Genomic DNA, 19,619 nt, shown 5'->3' on the forward strand with positions numbered 1-19,619 from the left:
AAAAGTTAACCTTTTGAGGGGTTAACTTTTAATTATTTAAAATTTATATCCTATTGATAATCTAAAGTTTCTTGGGGCTTCTGCCTGATAATAGTAACCTCCTTTTTGAGTACCATCTGCCATCGTAAAGTTTATGCTGCTTCCACTATATAAGTATCTGTCGAAAATATTGAATACGTTCAACCCAATTCTGAACTTTGTATTTTCCCAAGAGAGACCAGCATCAAATTTTAGATAATCATTCATTTCTAAAGGAGCATTTGTGCTTCCCCAGTTCCAGCTGCTTCTTCCTCCTAAAAATGTTCCTCCAAAGCTTAATCCAAATCCTTCCAAATCACCTTGTGTGAATGTATAGTTTAACCAACCGTTTATTGTATGTTTTGCATATCCAGGAACTTTATCTCCTTTGTTAGCTAATGGAGTTGTTTCTGTAAATTTATTTTCCGTGAAGGCATAATTGAAAATAGCATTAAAGCCTTTTGTAATTTCTCCTTTTAGATCAAATTCCGCTCCTTGAACTCTTGTTTTTCCAAGAAAAATTGAGAACATTCCCGTTGGATCTGTTGGGTCTGTACCTATTGCATTATTTTTGTTGATATTATATAGCGATAATGTAGTATTCCATTTTCCACCGAACCAATCTTTTTTAGCGCCGACTTCGATATTATTTCCTGTAATTGGTTTGGCTGTTGTTCCATCTCTGAACAATCCAGATTGTGGTGAGAAAGCTTGGTCATATAATGCATATACAGACATATCTGTATCAATAGAATAGCTTAAGCCTATACGAGGAGTAATTCTGTTTGCTTCAGTTTTTGTTCCGTAACTATTTTCTTTTACGTTTGTATATCTTGCAGCAAGCGTTAATCTTAAAGCATCATTAAAAAATCCTAGTTCATCTTGTAAATAAAGACCTGTATATTCCTGCTCAATTGTTCCATATGGTGTTGCTCTTTCTAAAAGCGATTTACCATCATCGCTAAAATGTGGATATCCATTGCTTGGAGTAGAATATGTCGTTGAATTTAAATCAAATGGATTTGTTGCAGTATCCAATGCTCCAAATTTTGACCAATCTGCTAAGTATTTTTTTGATCCTAAATCAAGACCAGCTAAAATTTTATGAGAAACGGGGCCTGATTTGATATAACCATTTAAAAATGCTTGTCCAAATTTCATGACATTGCTTGCTTCCCAGAAATTTAGATTTCTAATGAATTGTGTATTTGAAATAAAAGTTCCTGGCCAAATATCACTCCCCATTGTATATTCATTTACATAAGATAATTGAGTGGTTAATTTCCAATTTTCGTTAAATTTATGTTGCAAATTTACATTTACTGTATTATTCGTAACATTTGTTGGGTCAATTCCCGGATCAGTAACAGTATATTCAATTGGCTTTGTACCATAACCATCAAAACTAAATACATATGCTGATCCTACCTCAGACATTTTAGCTCTTTGGTAAATATATTCAGCTGTTAAAGTTGTTTTATCGGTAAGATTTACTTTTAATGAAGGGTTAATGATATACCTGTCGTTGAATTCATAATCTCTGAAACTTTTTTTGTTCTGAGCCATTAAATTCAATCTAAAGGCTACTTTATCCGTAATTTTTGTGTCAATATCAGTTTCTCCTCTGTACATATTGTAACTTCCAAGGGTTACTCTGGCTGAACCGTTTAAAGATTGTCCTGTCGGTTTTTTTGTAACAATGTTATAAATACCGCTTGGTTCACCGTTTGACATTAAGAATCCTGATGGACCTTTAATAAATTCAATATGATCTACGAAAGACATATCTTCACTAAGTGGTCCCCAGTTTGAAGTTACGTTTACTCCGTTCATGAAAGCGGCTGCTCTTGAACCTCTCATGTTTACTCTCGTGTACATATCACCCCAGTGCTCCAATCTCTGAGCTCCTGCAACGTTTCTCAAAACACCGTCACTTAAAGTTGTTACCTGCTGATCTTCTAAAGCTCTGTTGGTAATGATTGAAACGTTTTGAGGAATCTTGATTAATTCTTCATCTAAACGCATAGAAGATGATCCTTCCTTTTCTACATATTTTTTGTAGTATTTTCCATTTACAACTACCTCTTCAATATCATTAGATTTGATAGAATCTTTTTTCTCCTGAGCAAAAGTCAGCATAGAACCCAACAATGAGGCGCAGATCAGTACATTTTTCATGAAAGTCAAATTTTACGCAAAGATATTGTTTTTAATTATTCTAAATAAATTTGAGTATTGATATTTATCATACATTGCTATTTATTGAATAACAAAAAACCGCTCCAAGCAATGCTGAAGCGGTTTGTATAATAAAATTAATTTTAAACTTATGCAGGAATTTCTCCTTTGTATAAGAATGAAATAATTTCTTTGTTTAATTTGTCAATCATTTCACTGAATAAGTGGAAAGATTCCTGTTTGTAAATTACCAACGGATCTTTTTGTTCGTAAACAGCACCTTGAGAAGATCTTCTTAAATCATCCATTTCACGAAGGTGAAGTTTCCAGTTTTCATCGATAATTGAAAGGGTGATATTCTTTTCAAAATCATTAATTAAACTTTCACATTGCGTTTCATAAGCTTCCTTAAGATCTGCCACGATCGTCATTGTCTTGTGACCGTCTGTGAAAGGAACCTGAATCATTTTAAACATTGAACCCTGATTTTGGAATACATTCTCAATAATCGGGAATGATTTTTCTTTCAATAAATTAAGTTTCATCTGATAATCTTCCTGAGCTGCTTTGAATAAGATATTCGTTAATTCAGGAACTTGTTTATTACCAAAATCACTTTCCGAAACTGGAGAGCCCATTGTGAAATATTTGATAACTTCAAATTCAAAATCTTTATAATTTCCGTTTGCTTTTCCTTTCACTACGATAGAATTGGCAACATCGAAAATCATATTCGTAATATCATATTTCAAGTGATCTCCGAACAAAGCATTTTTTCTTCTCTTGTAGATTACGTCACGCTGTTTGTTCATCACGTCATCGTACTCCAAAAGTCTTTTTCTTGTTCCGAAGTTATTTTCTTCTACTTTTTTCTGTGCTCTTTCGATAGATTTAGAAATCATAGAATGCTGAATTACTTCACCTTCTTTATGGCCCATTCTGTCCATCATTTTAGCAATTCTTTCAGAACCGAACAAACGCATTAAGTTGTCTTCCAAAGAAACATAGAACTGAGAACTTCCAGGATCTCCCTGACGTCCCGCTCTACCTCTCAACTGTCTGTCAACACGTCTTGAATCGTGTCTTTCTGTACCGATAATTGCTAAACCTCCGGATTCTTTTACTTCTTTAGAAAGTTTAATATCCGTACCACGACCCGCCATGTTGGTTGCGATGGTTACAACTCCAGGCTGTCCTGCTCCTGCAACGATTTCTGCTTCTTTTTTGTGAAGTTTTGCGTTAAGAACCTGGTGATTAATTTTTCTTAATTGAAGTGCTTTTGACAATAATTGAGAAATTTCAACCGAAGTTGTACCCACCAAAACAGGTCTTCCTGCGGCAGTTAATTTTTCAATTTCTTCAATTACAGCGTTATATTTTTCTCTGTTAGTTTTGAAAACTAAATCCTGTTTGTCATCTCTTAAAATAACACGGTTGGTAGGAATTACTACAACGTCTAATTTGTAGATTTCCCAAAGCTCACCTGCTTCCGTTTCTGCTGTACCTGTCATCCCCGCAAGTTTATTGTACATACGGAAATAGTTCTGAAGCGTAACCGTTGCAAAAGTCTGCGTTGCCGCCTCAATTTTCACATTTTCTTTCGCTTCGATCGCCTGGTGAAGACCGTCTGAATAACGTCTTCCTTCCATGATACGACCAGTCTGCTCATCAACGATTTTTACTTCACCATCAATAACCACATATTCATCATCTTTTTCAAATAATGTATATGCTTTCAATAATTGACTCATTGTGTGAACTCTTTCAGACTTCTCGGCAAATTCTGCAAAAAGTTTTTCTTTAGCTTCAAATTCTTCTTCTTTAGATAGATTTTGAGCTTCAACTTCAGCGATTTCAGTTCCAATATCAGGAAGAACGAAGAAATTGTTGTCTTCATTTCCCTGAGACATATATTCAACCCCTTTGTCTGTCAAATCAACCTGATTGTTCTTTTCTTCAATAACAAAATAAAGATCTTTATCTACAATCGGCATATCACGGTTGTTGTCCTGCATATATTGAGCTTCAGTTTTCTGAAGCAATGCACGGTTTCCGCTTTCCGATAAGAATTTAATTAATTGTCTGTTTTTAGGAAGACCTCTGTATGCCTGAAGCAATTTAAATCCTCCTTCTTTTGTTTTTCCTGCAGCGATTAATTTTTTAGCTTCATTAAAAATTGCAGAAACAGTTTTTTTCTGAACTTCAACAATTCTGTCGATAGAAGGTTTTAGAACATCAAATTCCTGTCTGTCTCCTTGAGGAACCGGACCGGAAATAATCAACGGTGTTCTTGCATCATCTACCAAAACAGAGTCAACCTCATCTACGATAGCAAAGTTTAATTCCCTCTGTACCAGCTCTGAAGGTGAAGTTACCATGTTATCTCTCAAATAATCGAAACCGAATTCGTTATTTGTTCCATAAGTGATATCTGAATTGTATGCTTTTCTCCTTCCGTCTGAGTTCGGTTGGTGATTATCAATACAGTCGATGCTCATTCCGTGGAATTGGTACAATGGTCCCATCCATGCCGAGTCTCTTTTTGCAAGGTAATCATTCACAGTTACTACGTGAACTCCTCTTGCAGGAAGTGCATTTAAGAAAATTGGAAGCGTACCTACCAACGTTTTACCTTCACCGGTTGCCATTTCGGCAATTTTACCGCTGTGAAGAATAACCCCTCCGATAAACTGAACATCGTAATGTACCATGTCCCAATGTACGGGTGTTCCGGCAGCATCCCATGAGTTTTTCCAAACAGCCTGATCTCCCTGAATTTCTACGAAATCTTTACCAGCCGCCGCCAATTGTCTGTCCCAATCGGATGCTGTTATGCGGATTTCGCCATTCTGTGCCCATCTTCTTGCTGTTTCTTTTACTAATGCAAAAACTTCAGGAAGAATTTGAAGGAGAACTTTTTCTTCGATTTCGTATGATTCTTTTTTCAGCGTCTCAATTTTTGAGAAAAGACCTTCTTTTTCGTCTACGTTTTTCGAATTTTTTATCTGCTCTTGTGTCTGTTCTATTTGAGCTGTGATTTTGCTGGTTGCAGATTTAATATTTTCTTTAAACTCAGCAGTTTTCTCTCTTAAACCATCATCAGACAATTGCTGAATAGTTGGTTCAACAGCTTTGATTTTTGTTACAACTTTTTTTACTTCTTTTAGGTCCTGCGCTTTTTTGTCTCCCAAAAACCCTTTTAGAACTTTGTTTAAAAAACTCATAAATTTTTTGCTTTATGCCTAAAGTGATATCCTTTAAGCGTTTTTAATAACACTTATCGTGTAAAAATTGATAGTTAAAAAATGGCAAAAAGCTTCAAGCAAGACCTAAAGCTTCATGCAATTAATTAATATTCGTCTTCGTTCCAAAGATAATCTTCGTCCGTAGGATAATCGCTCCAGATCTCGTCGATTGCATCATAGATCTCTCCTTCATCTTCGATTGCCTGTAGGTTTTCTACTACTTCCATCGGTGCACCAGTTCTGATTGCATAGTCGATAAGTTCTGACTTAGTCATTGGCCAAGGTGCGTCGCTTAAATATGAAGCTAATTCTAATGTCCAGTACATAATTTTCTAATTTTTTGCAAAAGTATAAAAATAGCTTATATTATATGCCTTTTTACACCTGATTTTCAATTCTTTTTATTAATTTTTGTTCATCGTATGCCAACAAAAAGTATTAGAGCGACTTTCTGAAGCTTACTTGAGGTCACTTTCTCAAAAACCATTCCACAAATTTTTTTATGCCATTTTGGAAGTTTGTGTCAGGTTTGTAGCCAATTAATGTCTTTGCTTTGGTAATATCTGCATTGGTTTTCTGGACATCGCCGGGCTGCATTGGCAGATTTTTTCTGATGGCAGATTTTCCCAGTGTATTTTCTATAGTGGAAACCATTTCATTTAAATTAATCACCTGACTTTCTCCAAGATTAATGATTTCGTAAACATCAGCGTTATTTTCCAGATAATAGATTGATTTTACTATCCCATCAATAATATCATCAATATAAGTGTAATCTCTGGCTGTCGTTCCATCGCCATAGAAAGGGATTTCTTTGTCTTCAGAAATCAATCTTGTGAATTTATGAATAGCAAGATCCGGTCTCTGTCTCGGTCCGTACACTGTGAAAAACCTTAATTGAATCATATCAATTTTATATAGGTCATGATAAACATGACCTAAAATTTCACCGCATTTTTTAGTGGCAGCATAAGGAGAAATCGGATTATCTACGTTGTCAGTTTCGGCAAAAGGAACTTTGTCGTTATTTCCATAAACACTTGAAGATGATGCACAAACGAATTTATTGATATTGAAATCTTTACATAATTCCCAAAGGTTCATTGTTCCCCGAATGTTTACTTCTTCATATTCCAAAGGTCTTTCGATAGAAGGGCGAACTCCGGCAAGTGCTGCAAGATGAATAATTAAATCAATCTCATGATTTTTAAATATCTCCTCCAAACCTTTTTTATCCCGAATATCCTGATAGTACAGTACGTAATTTTCTGATTTTGAAATTGAAATTAAATGTTGGATATCATTTTCCTTATCAGAAAACTCAAAATGCTGATTTTTGCCAATGGACTCTAATGTATTTTTAATTTTCACCCGATAATCGTAGAAATTATCGAAGTTGTCAACGTTTATGACAGAATGTCCTTTTTTTAATAATTGCTCGACTAAGTGGGAACCAATAAAACCGCTTCCTCCGGTTACAAGATACTTCATCTGTGTATTTTTAAGGGTACAAAAATATAAATTTACTTCGTGAAAAATATAATCATTAAATTTACTTAAAAAAGTTAACTAAAATTAATATGCAGTTTCGAGGGCAAATTTTAAAAATGACGAGCTTCAATGATGAGCCGATTCAATATTACCTGAACCTTTCCGGCGACCTTATTCACATGAACGAATTGTTTGGAAAAGAATTAACTATAAAACATGTCGGTTTTCAATGCGTGAATTGCGGAGAAAATAAACCAATTTACCGAATGGGATTCTGTAAAAGCTGCTTTTTTGAAAGTCCTTATGCAAGTGATACAATCATTCGTCCCGAACTTTCTACAGCCCATTTGGGAATTGCGGAACGGAATTTGGAAGTAGAACAGCAAATCCAATTGCAGCCGCATGTCGTATATTTAGCGTATACCGGCGATGTGAAAGTCGGGGTAACGAGAAATACGCAGATTCCTACAAGATGGATCGATCAGGGTGCAACTTTTGCCTTGCCGATTGCCAGAACAGAGAATCGTTATGAAGCAGGAATGATAGAGGTTGCATTAAAACAACACGTTGCAGATAAAACAAGCTGGAAAAAAATGCTCCAGGATGATTTTGAAGGAGAAGTAGATTTAGCAGATTTTCAGCAAAAAATTAAAGAATATTTTCCTGAAGATTTCCAGAAATTCTACAGCGAAGGTGATGCGATGTGGAAATTTGATTATCCTTTTGAAAAACCGGAAAAAGTAACATCATTTACTTTAGATAAAAGACCTGAATTTACAGGGAAGTTAACGGGGATTAAAGGACAGTATCTTGGTTTCCATGGTGGCGAATTTATTAATGTAAGAGGACATGAAGGATATATGATAGAGCTGGATATAAAGAATTAATAGTAATAAAATTAATAGCCAAACATGAAAAAATGGGTTAAAAAAATAGTTATTGGTCTTGGAGTTTTGCTGGTAATTATTTTACTGGCAAATTTTGGACTTAATGTTTGGCTTAAAACCCAGCTTCCAAAATATATAAAAAATAATACCGATTATAAAGTTTCCTACAAAAATATGGAGGTTGACCTCATGTCGGGAAACATTCTGTCAACTGGAATTACGGTCAATAACAAAAATCCTCAAAACGTTGATGTGATTGGCTTGCAAGGCACAATTGACACTTTGAAAATCAGTCGTTTTGGTATTTATGATGCGATTTTTAATAAGCAGATCAGTTCCTCAGACTTGCTTTTATCGAAACCTAATCTGAATATTATTCTTGCAAAACCGGTTGATGTGAAAACCGATAAGAAAAGAAACCCTGTCCGCTTCGAAAATATAAGAATTAATAAGGGAAATATCAGTATTTTCAAATATACAAAGCAAAAGTTTTTTTCTGTTGAAGAGTTGAATTTATATGTTGAAAATTTACAGTTGACGGAAGAATCTATTGAAGATAAATTACCTGTTGTTTTTGATACGTATGATGTTAAAGGAAAGAATTTTTTCATTCAACCGGATAATGTTTATGCTTTGAAAATCAATTCAGTAAAGACCTCAAATGGAAGAGTGTCTATTGAAAATTTTCAGGTAATTCCTTTAATTACGATTGATCAGTTTAAAAAATATTACCCTAAAAAAACAAAACTTTTCCAAGTCAATATTCAGAAAATGGAATTCACTGATGTTGTTTTGAAAAAGAATAAGGTTTCTCTTGCGAATGCTAATTTTTACAATCCAAATATTGTTGTTTATAATACAGGAGCAATGGCTGTAAAATCTGATAAGCCCATGAATTATGAGGTGGATTTGGGTGGTTTTAAACTCAGCAATGCTAAAGTTCAGGTAGTTAAGCCAAACGGTGCAGATCTGTTTACTGGTGAAAATTTAAATCTGAATATAAATGAACTGCATTTTGATAAAGAAACTTCAAAAGAAAAAATTCCCGTAAAATATAAAGATTTTGCGTTTTCGGGAAAAAATGTACTTTTTTCTAATGGTAATAATTATTTGGTTAAAAATATTTCTTTAAATCCTAAAAAAGGAGAAATAAATGATGTTTCCATTGTTCCGGATAATGTACATTCCGATGCTGCTAAAATAAAGATGGTTATAGATCGTATTGGTTTCAATATTAATACGATGAATTTTGACAATGATAAGCTAAATCTTAATATTAAAGATTTTCTTGTAGAAAATGCTAAAGGAACAATTACTTCAAATAATTCGAAAATTGAAAAGAAAAATAAACCTTCCGGAATAGAATCTGTTCTGATAAGAAAAATATCACTGAAAAATTCTGATATTACTTATGACAAAGGAAATCAGCCGTTAGTTTTTAATGATCTTAATGCGACAATTGATAATGTAAAATTAACCCCAAAATCTGATAATTCAGGATTGGCTGTTGATGTGAAAGATTATTTGGTGACAAGTAAGAATTTTGCCTACAAAACTGAGTTTTACAATATGACGGGCGGACTTTTAAAATTAAGTAAAAATAAACTTCAGATGAGTCAGTTTGTTACAAAACCACTCGTTTCACGAGCTCAGTTTATCAAAATGATTCCTGTTGAGAGAGATTTGTATGATATTAAAGTCAGCCAAATTACAGCGGACGGAACCTGGGATTTCTTCTCTCAAAACAAATATATAAATGCATCTAATGTTACCGTACAGTCTGCGGATGCCAATATTTTCAGAAGTAAAATTCCGAATGACGATCCGAAAGAAAAATTATTGTACTCGGCGATGCTTCGAACAATAAAAATTCCGTTAAATATCAATAATCTGAATGTGAAAAATTCTATTTTGGTATATGAAGAAGATACACCTGAAAGCGCCGGACCCGGGAAACTGATATTCAATAACTTTAATATGAATGTCAAAAATCTAAACTCTGCAAAAGCCAAAGGAAAACCTACTAGAGTTGATATTAAAATCAATTGTTCATTTATGAATTTGGCGCCCCTTTCTGTTAATTGGAATTTTGATGTTGCAGATCGTAGAGATGTATTTAATATTTCAGGAAAAGCGGTTAATCTTCCTGCGGTGGGCATCAATCCGTTTATACGTCCGTATTTGCATGTGACAGCAACGGGAACTATTCAGGAAATGCTGTTTAATTTCAGAGGAGATCCTAAAGGGTTGAATGGAAGTTTTAATCTTAGACATAAAGATTTGAAAATTGCTATTTTAGATAAAGACAACAAAGAGAAAAAAGGATTTTTAACAGCTATTGCCAATTTGGTGGTGAAATCTGATTCTGGTAAACTTCCTGAAGATGTGCAGGTTGAAGACGTGGAAAGAGATCCTACGAAATCATTCTTCAATTTATTTTGGAAAGGAATTGAGCAGGGTTTAAAGAGAACGTTAATCGGAATTAATATCGAGAAAGCTAAAAAAACAGTTGACAATACCAAAGAGAAAGTGCAAGAGGTAAAAAAAGATGTGAAGGGAATGAAACAATCTGTAAAGGAGATTGGTCAGGAGATTAAGAAAAATTCAAATGAGAAAAAGCAGGAACAACCTGCAGAAGAAAAACCGAAAAAAGGCTTTCTGAAAGGAATCTTCAATAAAAAAGAAAAGTCCGAAACAAAATAGTTCCGGACTTAGTATGCTAATCAAAATCAAATTCATGACTCTCTAAAATTTCAACCTCTCGTATAAATTTATCGAATTCATCGCCGGGATAGTTACTGTCGGCACCGTATGAATCTATAATCATTCCCAAATTTCCTGCATCATCCTTTACGAGATATAAAACAGCATTGTCATCCGGGCTGCTGGGTCCTTCGAAACGGTACGTTTTGATGATCGTTAATTCAGAGGGCTGATATACCTTTTCGGAATTTTCAAACTTCATTTCGCCGTTTTCATTCATTCGAAATTCTCTGTGAATACCTCGCTGAGCCAATCTGGTCATAACCTGACTCAAGGTTGTCATTTTATCGATATTTCCTGTGCTTTCCATAATAATATTTTTCAATTGAAGTACAATAATTAAACCATTGATATTGAAAGAGTGGTATTTAAATGAATTATGTTCTTATTATAAATCATATAATGTTAACAAAATTTATAATATCTGAAATATATTGGGTATACTTTTTGCAATAGACCACCATATAAATCAGACAAAATATGAAAAAAGAAGTCGGAGTTTTACTGGCAGGAGGATTTGGTCTTTTGGCAGTATTAAGTATCATCGGAATAAAAAAGATATTACACAAGAAAGATAAAAAATACAGTGATACCTATTCAGACTATCACAGACATTTTGATGGAAAAAATAATGATGACGATACCCATGGGGTAGAGTTTTTTGCACTGAAGTAGTAAAAAAATATATTATCAGGTTAAGATCCGGCGCTATCACAGCGTTGGATTTTTTGTTTAAAAATTTACTGTTAAAGTTTATTATTTTATAAAAATTCTGTTCTAATTTTACACTTGAAATGCAGAACGAAAATATCATAAAAGGTCAGGGAGCACAACGAAATGTTATCAACCGTTTCGATAAATATACCTTTGAGCCTGATGATGAAGATTTCGAAACAGTAAAAACTTCTTTCACGGAAATTTTCCCTAAAACAATTGTCAATCAGGTGAAAAGCGAAGATTTGCCGATGGAATATTCGATGAATCCTTATCAGGGTTGCGAGCATGGATGTTCTTATTGTTTCGCCAGACCCACCCACGAATATTGGGGATATAGCGCCGGAATTGATTTTGAAAGAAAGATCATGATCAAGAAAAATGCACCGGAATTACTGGAGAAATTTTTTCAGAAAAGAGGATACCAACCGGCTTCTATTTTACTCTCAGGGAATACAGATTGTTATCAGCCGGCGGAAAAGCAATTTGAAATTACCAGAAAAATGTTGCAGGTTTGTCTTGATTACAGACACCCTGTCAATATTCTGACAAAAAATGCCTTAGTGTTACGTGATCTTGATTTATTAAAACCGATGGCAGAACAGAATTTGGTTTCCGTTTCATTAAGCATTCCGACAATTAATGAAGATTTAAGACGTAAAATGGAACCTAGGACGAGCTCTTCCAAAAATAAACTAAAGGCTGTAGAAATCCTTTCAGCAAATAATATTCCTGTGAATGTAATGGTGGCGCCGATTATTCCGGGATTGAACAGTGATGAGCCTTTAACGATTTTAAAAACAATTTCCGAAGCTGGGGCTCAAAGTTTCGGATATACAATGGTTAGGTTAAATGATACGGTGGAACCTGTTTTTGTAAAATGGATCGAGCAGGCTTTTCCGGATCGAGCGCAAAAAGTTTTAAACTTAATCCGCTCAATGAGAGGTGGAAAATTGGGTGAGAAAAGATATTTCGACCGACAAAAAGGAGAAGGGAATATCGCCGAAATGATTCATAATACTTTTAAAATCGGAAGGAAGAAATATTTCGAAGGGAAAGAATTTCCAAAACTTTCAACAAAAAATTTTACAGGCTCTAAAGATCAGCAGTTGAGGTTTTTTGATTAAAGATTTTTAAATAGTTTGAAATTAACTTTTATCTATCGTTAAAACAAAAAAGAAACCGCTCCAAAAGGAACGGTTTTTATCGTTTGGGGTTTTGTGTTAGATGGAATTATCCGGACATTTGAAATCATCGCTGCATGTTGCACAAACGATTGTTCCATCTGGACACGCATACATACAAAATTCTGGTTCAGGAAGCTTGATTCCACCTGCTCCTTTAATCGTTTTTAATTGACCTTTGCTTAGTTTTTTTAAATTTTTCATATTGTTTTAGTTAAAAATTTGACACTATGGTAAAGGTAATCAAAAATATGATATGTCATCATCCTGTGGTATATTTTTAATTTAGAATTGTTTTTTCGTGTAAAAGTTTTAATTTTATGCTTATGATATGCCATGAAAAATTAAAAAATAAAGGGAAGATTGTATTATTTCTGATATTTTCTTGTCTAAGTACAGCACAAAATATAATGATTGATAATAAAAGTGATTTTCCTGTTGAGATAGAATTTAACCAAAAGAAAGTTGGTATAGAAGTTAATCAAAAGAAAACCATTAATGAGAAAACCAGGCTAAAAGAGATTTCCATATTGTATAAAAATGAAAAAAAATTGGAAAGAAATATTCCTTTGTTTTTAAATCCAAAGGAGTCTTTGTTGATAAGTCTTGTAAAAGATACGATCAAATTCAAAGGTGATAAGGAGGCACTTCATGATTATTACCAACATGGTTTTGGATTTCTTACCCTTAAAATCGGAGAATATCAAAATTATTATCAAAAAGGCAATACAAAAGGGTTTATTAATACATCAGAAATGTATTTGGGAGAAGTGTTGAAAAAAGCGGAAAGATTAAATAATTCTCCTTTAGGAAGAGAAGATATTGGGTATAAAGAATTTGAAAGACTGATAAAACAACGATGGTTTTTTACTGTTTTTATGAGTTTTGGCGGAGCAAAATTAGGAAATGTGGAAAAAGACCTAATGCTCTATTATTATGAGAAATATTTTGAAAAAGATATCGAAAAATATCAATGTGATACGTGGGTAGAATATAATATTTTGGAAAGATATGCCATACATCAAAAAACTTTGGGCTTTAATCTGCCGAAGTATGAGATCATAGAAAACTCAGATGAAGATGAGGTCAACCAATATTTACCTGCAAAATGCCAGGAAGAATATTTCAAAAGTTCATATAGTTTTTGGGTTCAAAAAAAAGACTTGGTGAGAGCAGAAAAGTATAAAAAGATCTTAACAGAAAAATTTCATGCAAAACTATAATTAAACAAAAAACCGGGCAAAGATACCCGGTTTCATTATTATTTTTTGATCAATCCTAATTCGATCAGTCTTTCATGTAAAAATTCTCCTGCTGTTGTATTTTCATACAATTTCGGATGATTTTCGTCTACACAGTTTTCAAGGGCATTTAATGACATAGAACTCACAGGATGCATAAAGAAAGGAATTGAATATCTTGAAGTTCCCCATAATTCTCTTGGCGGGTTTACCACTCTGTGAATTGTAGATTTCAGTTTGTTGTTAGTATGTCTTGATAACATATCACCAACGTTAATCATCAATTCGTCCGGTTGTGCAATAGCATCGATCCAGTCTCCGTTGTGATTTTGAACCTGAAGGCCTTTCCCCTGAGAACCCATCAAAAGAGTAATCAGATTAATGTCTCCGTGTGCCGCTGCTCGTACAGCATCATCCGGCTCTTGTGTAATTGGTGGATAATGAATAGGTCTTAGAATGGAATTTCCTTCCGCAATTTTATCGTCAAAATAAAATTCATCAAGACCAAGATACAATGCCAAAGCTCTCAAAACGTACTGTCCTGTTTTTTCAAGCATCTGGTAGGTTTCCTTACCCACCTCGTTGAATTTTGGTAATTCTTCAACGATTACATTGTCAGGATACTCGCTTTTGTACTTTGAATCATCCGAAACATACTGTCCGAAATGCCAAAATTCTTTCAAGTCTCCTTTTTTGAAGCCTTTTGCAGTCTCTTTACCGAATCCTACATAGCCTCTCTGTCCTCCAATTCCCGGAATTTCATACTTCTGTTTCGTTTCCGTTGGAAGTTCAAAAAAGTTTTTTACCTCTCCATACAATTCACTCACTAGCTTATCATCAAGGAAATGTCCTTTTAAGGCTACAAATCCGATTTCTTCATAAGCTTTTCCGATTTCATTTACAAATTTCTGTTTGCGTTCCGGTTCACCCGAAAGGAAATCACGCAGGTCTACACTAGGTATTTTATCCATTTTAGAAATTTAACGTGGAGCAAAATTACATTTTTTTTAAATTAAATGATTTTAGAATTAAGTATTTATAGACTAAATTTGTCTTATGAAAAAATATTCTTCCAAAAGAAGTATTCAGATACTCGCACATCTTCTTCAACAATACGGAATTTCAGATATTATTATTTCTCCGGGGTCAAGAAATGCTCCTTTGGCGATTCATTTTGCGGAAATGCCGGGCGTTTTTCATGCGTTCAGTATTGTGGATGAAAGAAGTGCAGCTTTTGTAGGAATGGGAATGGCGATGAATGAAAAGAAACCTGTTGTTATTACTTGCACAAGTGGTTCTGCTGCTGCTAATTATTATCCTGCAATTACGGAAGCATTTTACTCAAACATTCCGATGTTGATATTAACTGCCGACCGACCGACTGATTATGTTGACATATTTGACGGACAAACCATCAGGCAGAATAATCTTTTTCATCAGCATTCTTACGGCGATTTTCAATTGTTGGAAGACAGTAAAGAAAATTCGGAGGATGTAAATTTTGACACGATTAAAAAAGCCATCGAACTTTGTTTTGAAAAGCAAGGTCCGGTTCACATCAATATTCCGTTGGAAGAGCCTTTGTATGAATTGGTTTCAGAGCTTCCGACTTTCCCGACGATTGAAAAAACAATCAAGGAAAAAGAATATGAAATTCCATCAACTCTCGTAGCAGACTGGAATACTTCTCAAAGAATTATGATTCTTGTCGGAACCAGAGATCACAGTCCTGAATTGGAAAATCAATTGACACAGTTGGTTAAAAACCATTCGGTTGTGGTTTTGAGTGAAGCCAATTCAAATGTATATCACGAAAAATTCTTTAAGCATATAGACCGTTATGTTTTCAATTTTACAGAAGAGGATTTTAAAACCTATGCGCCTGATTTACTGATTACTGTAGGACAAAATGTGGTTTCAAAAAAAGTAAAACAGTTTTTAAGAAGTGCCAGACCGAAACAGCATTGGCATTTGGATGATGTCTGGCAGCCGGATACATATTTCGCTTTAACGGAAAAAATCGAAGTCAAGCCTGAAGTTTTCTTTTCTAAATTATTGAAATTCGCAACTTTAGAGCCAAAACCTTACTTTAATCTTTGGGATGTGCTGAAAGATAAAAAAGATGCAAAACACGAAAAATTTTTAAATACGGTCGAGTTTTCAGATTTTTATTTCTTTAATACCACTTCTAAGGCAATTCCGGAAAATTATAATATCCATTTCAGCAACAGCACGGCGATTCGGTATGCGCAGTTGTTTGATTATGGTAAAAGAAAAATTTACTGTAACAGAGGAACTAGCGGAATCGACGGTTCAACTTCTACGGCAATGGGTTTTGCAATCAAAAATGCTAATCCTACTTTGTTGATTACCGGTGATTTGAGTTTCTTTTATGATATCAACGGATTGTGGAATCAATACATTCCGCCGTTTACAAGAATTATGATTTTTAATAATTCTGAAGGGAATATTTTCAAGTTTATTCCGGGGCCGGGAAATGCAAATCCTAATACTTTAGACGAATTTATTACCACGAAACATCATAAAACTGCGGAACATTTAGCAAAACATTTCGGATTCTCTTATACAAAAGTTGACGAAGAATTGACGCTTGATCGTGTATTAGAAAATTTCTTCAAACCTGATGCTCAGCCTAAAATATTGGAGGTCAATACTCAAGGTAAAAATAATGCTGAAGTACTTAAGTCGTATTTTGCCTTTATGAAAGAAGATTTAAAGGTCTAAATATTCTTCTTTTCCCGGTAGATTAATAATTCTGTTAAGCGGATAAATAAACATATCATCAAAATCATTCATTGAATTAATCATTTGAAAATGAGTGAATTGATTGATATTTTGTAATGTAATGTCAGTTTCTTTAATCTTTTTAGTTTTCAAAAGATGCTGTCTCTGAACACCGTTGAGAAGATACGTATTTGGAGTGTACCAATCTTTGCCTTCCAAAAATAAAAGGTTGGAGAAAGAGGTATCGGTAATGTGATTATTTTTAACGATCAAAATCTCTTCAGATTTAGATTTCATCTTCATTTTTTCCAACTCTTTTCGGTCTTCAAATTTGAAAGAATAATCATAACTGTTGTTTTCAACCAGCTGAAAGCTATGAATTTCCGGAATAGCATAAGGAATCATCTGGGTACGCACTTTTTTTTCAAGATCATAAACGATTCTTAATTTAAAAAGCCCGTCTTCATCATGTTCCAGATGCTTGTAAATTTTAGCAAGATCGATAGAATCCTCTTTTCCAAAGTGGGCAAAAGTCTGATCTACACGTTTCTGATGATATTCTAACAGGAAAATTTCCTGATCTTCTACTTTAATACTTTCAATAAATTGGGACATAAATTTTATTTTTCATTTCCTGATACTCATCTTCTAATTTACTCATATGGGTGATTCCGCCGCCGCTTTTAAAATAAAGTTCATCGCCTTCTTTTTCAATAAAACGAATCATCACGCAACTGTCAACATTGTTACCGTCAAACCAACCGCAGACTCCAGTGTAATATCCTCGGTCAAAACCTTCCGACTCTAAAATTATTTCCAACGTCTTCTGTTTGGGTGCTCCTAATATTGAACCCGCAGGAAGCAGTTTTTTCATAATACTTCCCACTTTTCCATCAAATTCAGGTTTTATATTTCCTGAAATCTCCGAACTCATCGCATACAGATCCATTTGCTGTGTTTTGATGAAATCAATATGCTGAAATTTATCAACTTTCACATCATTTGCCACCATGCTGAGATCATTTCGCAGCAAATCGACCACTGTGTAGTGCTCTGCTTTTTCCTTTTTATCGTTCTTCAGAATTTCGGCTGCATTTTCCAGAGAAGCGTCTATTGTGCCTTTCATCGGATAAGTCAAAATTTTACCGTCAATGATCTTCACAAAAGTTTCAGGAGAAAAAAATACGAAAAAATCTTTATAAAAAACTTTATATTTTGAAGTTGAATGATAAAATATTTCTTTTAACGTAAGATTTGTGTCGATTTTAGTTTTTCTGGTGTAATTTATTAAGTAAGAATTACCTAAATGAAGATTTTTCTGAACATTATCAAAACCTTTTTTAAAGCTTTCTAAACTTTCAGGATATGATTTCCACTCGACTTTTTTGTCTAAATCATATGTCGTTTCTACGTTTGAAAAGTTCTGAAAATCAATTAATAAACCTGAATTTTCAATTTCATTTTCTTTAAAAATTTCTACATTCTCCGTAAGGAAATCGACGATGAAGAAGAAGGGAGCTTTCTGAAGAGAAAGCTCATCCATTTCGATAAATTTTTGATTATTCACTGAAAACATTCGGCAAAAGTACTTATTGATGTTTACTTTTGCACAAAATTTTTTAATGCAAAATAAATATCCACAGAAACCGGGACTAGATTTTATACTGAAGCAGGCATTTTTCTATTGGAACAAAACATTGATTTTTCAGTTGATGTTTTCAATTATATATTTTGGAATTGTAATGACTGTCATTTTTTTCTGTGATGCCAAATACGGCGTTGTAGGCGAATACATAGAAACTGCAAAATATGCAACGAAGGGCGCTCAAGTATATACAGCGGAATTACAGAAGCTGCTGGCGACCGACAATTTTCAGAATTTCTCTATGTGGCTGATAGGAACTATTATATTTTTATACCCTTTAAATCTTGGCTTTTACCAGATTTACAGAAAAATAGATTTAGGCGAAAAACTTGAATTGGGAGATTTGCTGGTCGGTTATAACGGACTGAATTTTTTTAAATATGTAGGATATTTTATTTTCTGGTATGTCATTTTTGCTTACTCTATTCAGACTATTATTCTTGGTATTGTTTGGGTTTTTATCACTGTTTTTGTAGCTCCGATCATGTTTTTTATGAACAAGACAATCTTCGAGTCGATTTCTTTGAACTTTAAAGCCTTGAAAATGTATTTTGTCGAAATACTTGTTTGTGTGGTAGTTGCAATTATATTCAAATATATTGGCTTTATGCTGTTTTTTATCGGTGGGCTGTTTACTTTTCCATTCTGGAATGCGATGATCTATTCATTATACAAGATTATTTTTTCGGAAAAGAATTAAAATTCAGATAGGGGTAATGTTTTATCTGCCAAAAAAAGTTAATTTTGGTGAGAACAACATTAAAAAATATACACCATGTCAGAATTTAATGAATTTGACCAACAAGGTTCTGTTCCGGAAAGGAGCACAGGATCAATTATTTCTCATGCCATCGAAATGTATAAAGGAGTTATCCTGTATGCGATTGTGGCAATGATCGTCTATATTGTTTTAGGGTACGTTATCCAATTACTCACAGGATTCAATTCTTTTGCTATTATGGAAAGTATGAGAGATTCCGGAGATTATTCAAATTTCAGATATTGGGAGGTACCAGGATTTTCTATGTATGTCACCTTATCGAGTTTGCTTGGGCTCCTTTTGGCTCCACTTTATGTAGGTTTAATTTACATGATCAATAAGTATAATACAAAATCGCCAATTGATTTTGCTGATCTTTTTATTGGATATAAACAAAACTTAGGGAATATTCTTATTTATGCATTAATATCTTGGGTAATTACAACAATTGCATTTTCTCTTTGTGTAATTCCTGTAGTTTTTGTATATCCTTTCTTATTTTTAGGATATCCTATTTTATTATTTGAAAACGCTTCTGCCACCGAAGCATTGGGGAAATCCTTTAATATTGTAAAGGAAAATTACGGCACGTTCCTTGGAGTAGTGGTTCTCGGGGCAATCATCTCATGCGCCGGAATAATACTTTGCGGTATTGGTATTATTTTGACAGCTCCTTTCATGATGGCAGTAATGTATTCTGCTTACTGTGCCTATCTTGGAAAGCCAAGACAAGTAATCACTAAATAAT

General features: G+C 33.9%; 17 protein-coding genes. 8 read left to right on the forward strand and 9 right to left on the reverse strand.

Annotated features, from left to right (window positions below; translation table 11 throughout):
- Nucleotides 1–36: 36 nt before the first annotated feature.
- The 4 genes from ASG22_RS14685 to ASG22_RS14700 all read right to left on the reverse strand — a co-directional run bounded on the left by ASG22_RS14685 (nucleotide 37) and on the right by ASG22_RS14700 (nucleotide 6,932).
- Nucleotides 37–2,196, reverse strand: coding sequence for a TonB-dependent siderophore receptor (locus ASG22_RS14685; RefSeq protein ID WP_055986121.1), 2,160 nt, complete (start codon nucleotides 2,194–2,196; stop codon nucleotides 37–39).
- A 149-nt stretch (nucleotides 2,197–2,345) separates the two neighbouring features.
- The gene (gene secA, locus ASG22_RS14690; RefSeq protein ID WP_055986124.1) at nucleotides 2,346–5,420 is read right to left on the reverse strand and encodes a preprotein translocase subunit SecA; all 3,075 of its coding nucleotides are present in this window, start codon (nucleotides 5,418–5,420) and stop codon (nucleotides 2,346–2,348) included.
- 125 nt (nucleotides 5,421–5,545) lie between these two features.
- Nucleotides 5,546–5,767: a DUF2795 domain-containing protein gene (locus ASG22_RS14695; RefSeq protein ID WP_047399050.1), complete on the reverse strand. Its 222-nt coding sequence runs from the start codon at nucleotides 5,765–5,767 to the stop codon at nucleotides 5,546–5,548.
- A 142-nt stretch (nucleotides 5,768–5,909) separates the two neighbouring features.
- A complete protein-coding gene (locus ASG22_RS14700; protein ID WP_055986126.1) occupies nucleotides 5,910–6,932 on the reverse strand; it encodes a GDP-mannose 4,6-dehydratase in 1,023 nt (340 codons plus the stop codon).
- A gap of 89 nt (nucleotides 6,933–7,021) precedes the next feature.
- On the opposite strand from ASG22_RS14700, the gene ASG22_RS14705 reads away from it, so the two are divergent.
- Both ASG22_RS14705 and ASG22_RS14710 read left to right on the forward strand, forming a co-directional pair.
- Complete coding sequence (locus ASG22_RS14705; protein WP_055986129.1) at nucleotides 7,022–7,819, forward strand: DUF2797 domain-containing protein; 798 nt, start codon at nucleotides 7,022–7,024, stop codon at nucleotides 7,817–7,819.
- A 24-nt stretch (nucleotides 7,820–7,843) separates the two neighbouring features.
- On the forward strand, nucleotides 7,844–10,522 hold the full coding sequence (locus tag ASG22_RS14710; RefSeq protein WP_055986132.1) for a hypothetical protein: 2,679 nt from the start codon (nucleotides 7,844–7,846) through the stop codon (nucleotides 10,520–10,522).
- 16 nt (nucleotides 10,523–10,538) lie between these two features.
- Here the strand turns inward: ASG22_RS14710 and ASG22_RS14715 are convergent, their stop codons facing one another.
- Nucleotides 10,539–10,892, reverse strand: coding sequence for a hypothetical protein (locus tag ASG22_RS14715; protein WP_055986135.1), 354 nt, complete (start codon nucleotides 10,890–10,892; stop codon nucleotides 10,539–10,541).
- 170 nt (nucleotides 10,893–11,062) lie between these two features.
- Here ASG22_RS14715 and ASG22_RS14720 point away from each other — a divergent pair, with 170 nt between their 5' ends.
- Both ASG22_RS14720 and ASG22_RS14725 read left to right on the forward strand, forming a co-directional pair.
- Complete coding sequence (locus ASG22_RS14720; RefSeq protein ID WP_055986138.1) at nucleotides 11,063–11,257, forward strand: hypothetical protein; 195 nt, start codon at nucleotides 11,063–11,065, stop codon at nucleotides 11,255–11,257.
- Between the two features lie 119 nt (nucleotides 11,258–11,376).
- On the forward strand, nucleotides 11,377–12,423 hold the full coding sequence (locus tag ASG22_RS14725) for a PA0069 family radical SAM protein (protein WP_055986140.1): 1,047 nt from the start codon (nucleotides 11,377–11,379) through the stop codon (nucleotides 12,421–12,423).
- Nucleotides 12,424–12,519: 96 nt separating this feature from the next.
- Here the strand turns inward: ASG22_RS14725 and ASG22_RS21165 are convergent, their stop codons facing one another.
- The gene (locus ASG22_RS21165; protein WP_185113811.1) at nucleotides 12,520–12,684 is read right to left on the reverse strand and encodes a bacteriocin-like protein; all 165 of its coding nucleotides are present in this window, start codon (nucleotides 12,682–12,684) and stop codon (nucleotides 12,520–12,522) included.
- Between the two features lie 206 nt (nucleotides 12,685–12,890).
- Between ASG22_RS21165 and ASG22_RS14730 the strand changes: the two genes are divergently transcribed.
- Nucleotides 12,891–13,703 carry a hypothetical protein gene (locus ASG22_RS14730; RefSeq protein WP_055986143.1) on the forward strand — a complete coding sequence of 271 codons (813 nt, stop codon included), beginning with the start codon at nucleotides 12,891–12,893 and terminating at the stop codon, nucleotides 13,701–13,703.
- A gap of 38 nt (nucleotides 13,704–13,741) precedes the next feature.
- Here the strand turns inward: ASG22_RS14730 and ASG22_RS14735 are convergent, their stop codons facing one another.
- A complete protein-coding gene (locus ASG22_RS14735; protein ID WP_055986146.1) occupies nucleotides 13,742–14,692 on the reverse strand; it encodes an isopenicillin N synthase family dioxygenase in 951 nt (316 codons plus the stop codon).
- Between the two features lie 85 nt (nucleotides 14,693–14,777).
- On the opposite strand from ASG22_RS14735, the gene menD reads away from it, so the two are divergent.
- Nucleotides 14,778–16,466, forward strand: a complete 1,689-nt coding sequence (menD, locus tag ASG22_RS14740) for a 2-succinyl-5-enolpyruvyl-6-hydroxy-3-cyclohexene-1-carboxylic-acid synthase (RefSeq protein WP_055986148.1) — start codon at nucleotides 14,778–14,780, stop codon at nucleotides 16,464–16,466.
- Here menD and ASG22_RS14745 read toward each other — a convergent pair.
- Complete coding sequence (locus ASG22_RS14745; protein WP_055986151.1) at nucleotides 16,455–17,081, reverse strand: aminotransferase class IV; 627 nt, start codon at nucleotides 17,079–17,081, stop codon at nucleotides 16,455–16,457. The genes menD and ASG22_RS14745 overlap by 12 nt on opposite strands.
- A complete protein-coding gene (locus ASG22_RS14750; RefSeq protein WP_055986153.1) occupies nucleotides 17,065–18,042 on the reverse strand; it encodes an aminodeoxychorismate synthase component I in 978 nt (325 codons plus the stop codon). Before ASG22_RS14750 ends, ASG22_RS14745 begins: the two co-directional genes overlap by 17 nt.
- Nucleotides 18,043–18,088: 46 nt before the next feature.
- On the opposite strand from ASG22_RS14750, the gene ASG22_RS14755 reads away from it, so the two are divergent.
- Together ASG22_RS14755 and ASG22_RS14760 are read left to right on the forward strand one after the other, a co-directional pair.
- Nucleotides 18,089–18,811 carry a hypothetical protein gene (locus ASG22_RS14755; RefSeq protein ID WP_055986156.1) on the forward strand — a complete coding sequence of 241 codons (723 nt, stop codon included), beginning with the start codon at nucleotides 18,089–18,091 and terminating at the stop codon, nucleotides 18,809–18,811.
- A 75-nt stretch (nucleotides 18,812–18,886) separates the two neighbouring features.
- Entirely contained in the window at nucleotides 18,887–19,618 is a 732-nt protein-coding gene (locus tag ASG22_RS14760; protein ID WP_055986159.1) for a hypothetical protein, read from the forward strand.
- The last annotated feature ends 1 nt before the right edge of the window (nucleotide 19,619 follow it).

It is taken from the genome of Chryseobacterium sp. Leaf405, assembly GCF_001425355.1.
Taxonomy (GTDB): Bacteria; Bacteroidota; Bacteroidia; order Flavobacteriales; family Weeksellaceae; genus Chryseobacterium.

What these genes read in the sequence shown, in the direction of transcription:
- ASG22_RS14685 (WP_055986121.1), bottom strand. Translation starts at nt 2,196, where the DNA reads ATGAAAAATGTACTGATCTGCGCCTCATTGTTGGGTTCTATGCTGACT.
- secA (WP_055986124.1), bottom strand. Translation starts at nt 5,420, where the DNA reads ATGAGTTTTTTAAACAAAGTTCTAAAAGGGTTTTTGGGAGACAAAAAA.
- ASG22_RS14695 (WP_047399050.1), bottom strand. Translation starts at nt 5,767, where the DNA reads ATGTACTGGACATTAGAATTAGCTTCATATTTAAGCGACGCACCTTGG.
- ASG22_RS14700 (WP_055986126.1), bottom strand. Translation starts at nt 6,932, where the DNA reads ATGAAGTATCTTGTAACCGGAGGAAGCGGTTTTATTGGTTCCCACTTA.
- ASG22_RS14705 (WP_055986129.1), top strand. Translation starts at nt 7,022, where the DNA reads ATGCAGTTTCGAGGGCAAATTTTAAAAATGACGAGCTTCAATGATGAG.
- ASG22_RS14710 (WP_055986132.1), top strand. Translation starts at nt 7,844, where the DNA reads ATGAAAAAATGGGTTAAAAAAATAGTTATTGGTCTTGGAGTTTTGCTG.
- ASG22_RS14715 (WP_055986135.1), bottom strand. Translation starts at nt 10,892, where the DNA reads ATGGAAAGCACAGGAAATATCGATAAAATGACAACCTTGAGTCAGGTT.
- ASG22_RS14720 (WP_055986138.1), top strand. Translation starts at nt 11,063, where the DNA reads ATGAAAAAAGAAGTCGGAGTTTTACTGGCAGGAGGATTTGGTCTTTTG.
- ASG22_RS14725 (WP_055986140.1), top strand. Translation starts at nt 11,377, where the DNA reads ATGCAGAACGAAAATATCATAAAAGGTCAGGGAGCACAACGAAATGTT.
- ASG22_RS21165 (WP_185113811.1), bottom strand. Translation starts at nt 12,684, where the DNA reads ATGAAAAATTTAAAAAAACTAAGCAAAGGTCAATTAAAAACGATTAAA.
- ASG22_RS14730 (WP_055986143.1), top strand. Translation starts at nt 12,891, where the DNA reads ATGATTGATAATAAAAGTGATTTTCCTGTTGAGATAGAATTTAACCAA.
- ASG22_RS14735 (WP_055986146.1), bottom strand. Translation starts at nt 14,692, where the DNA reads ATGGATAAAATACCTAGTGTAGACCTGCGTGATTTCCTTTCGGGTGAA.
- menD (WP_055986148.1), top strand. Translation starts at nt 14,778, where the DNA reads ATGAAAAAATATTCTTCCAAAAGAAGTATTCAGATACTCGCACATCTT.
- ASG22_RS14745 (WP_055986151.1), bottom strand. Translation starts at nt 17,081, where the DNA reads ATGTCCCAATTTATTGAAAGTATTAAAGTAGAAGATCAGGAAATTTTC.
- ASG22_RS14750 (WP_055986153.1), bottom strand. Translation starts at nt 18,042, where the DNA reads ATGTTTTCAGTGAATAATCAAAAATTTATCGAAATGGATGAGCTTTCT.
- ASG22_RS14755 (WP_055986156.1), top strand. Translation starts at nt 18,089, where the DNA reads ATGCAAAATAAATATCCACAGAAACCGGGACTAGATTTTATACTGAAG.
- ASG22_RS14760 (WP_055986159.1), top strand. Translation starts at nt 18,887, where the DNA reads ATGTCAGAATTTAATGAATTTGACCAACAAGGTTCTGTTCCGGAAAGG.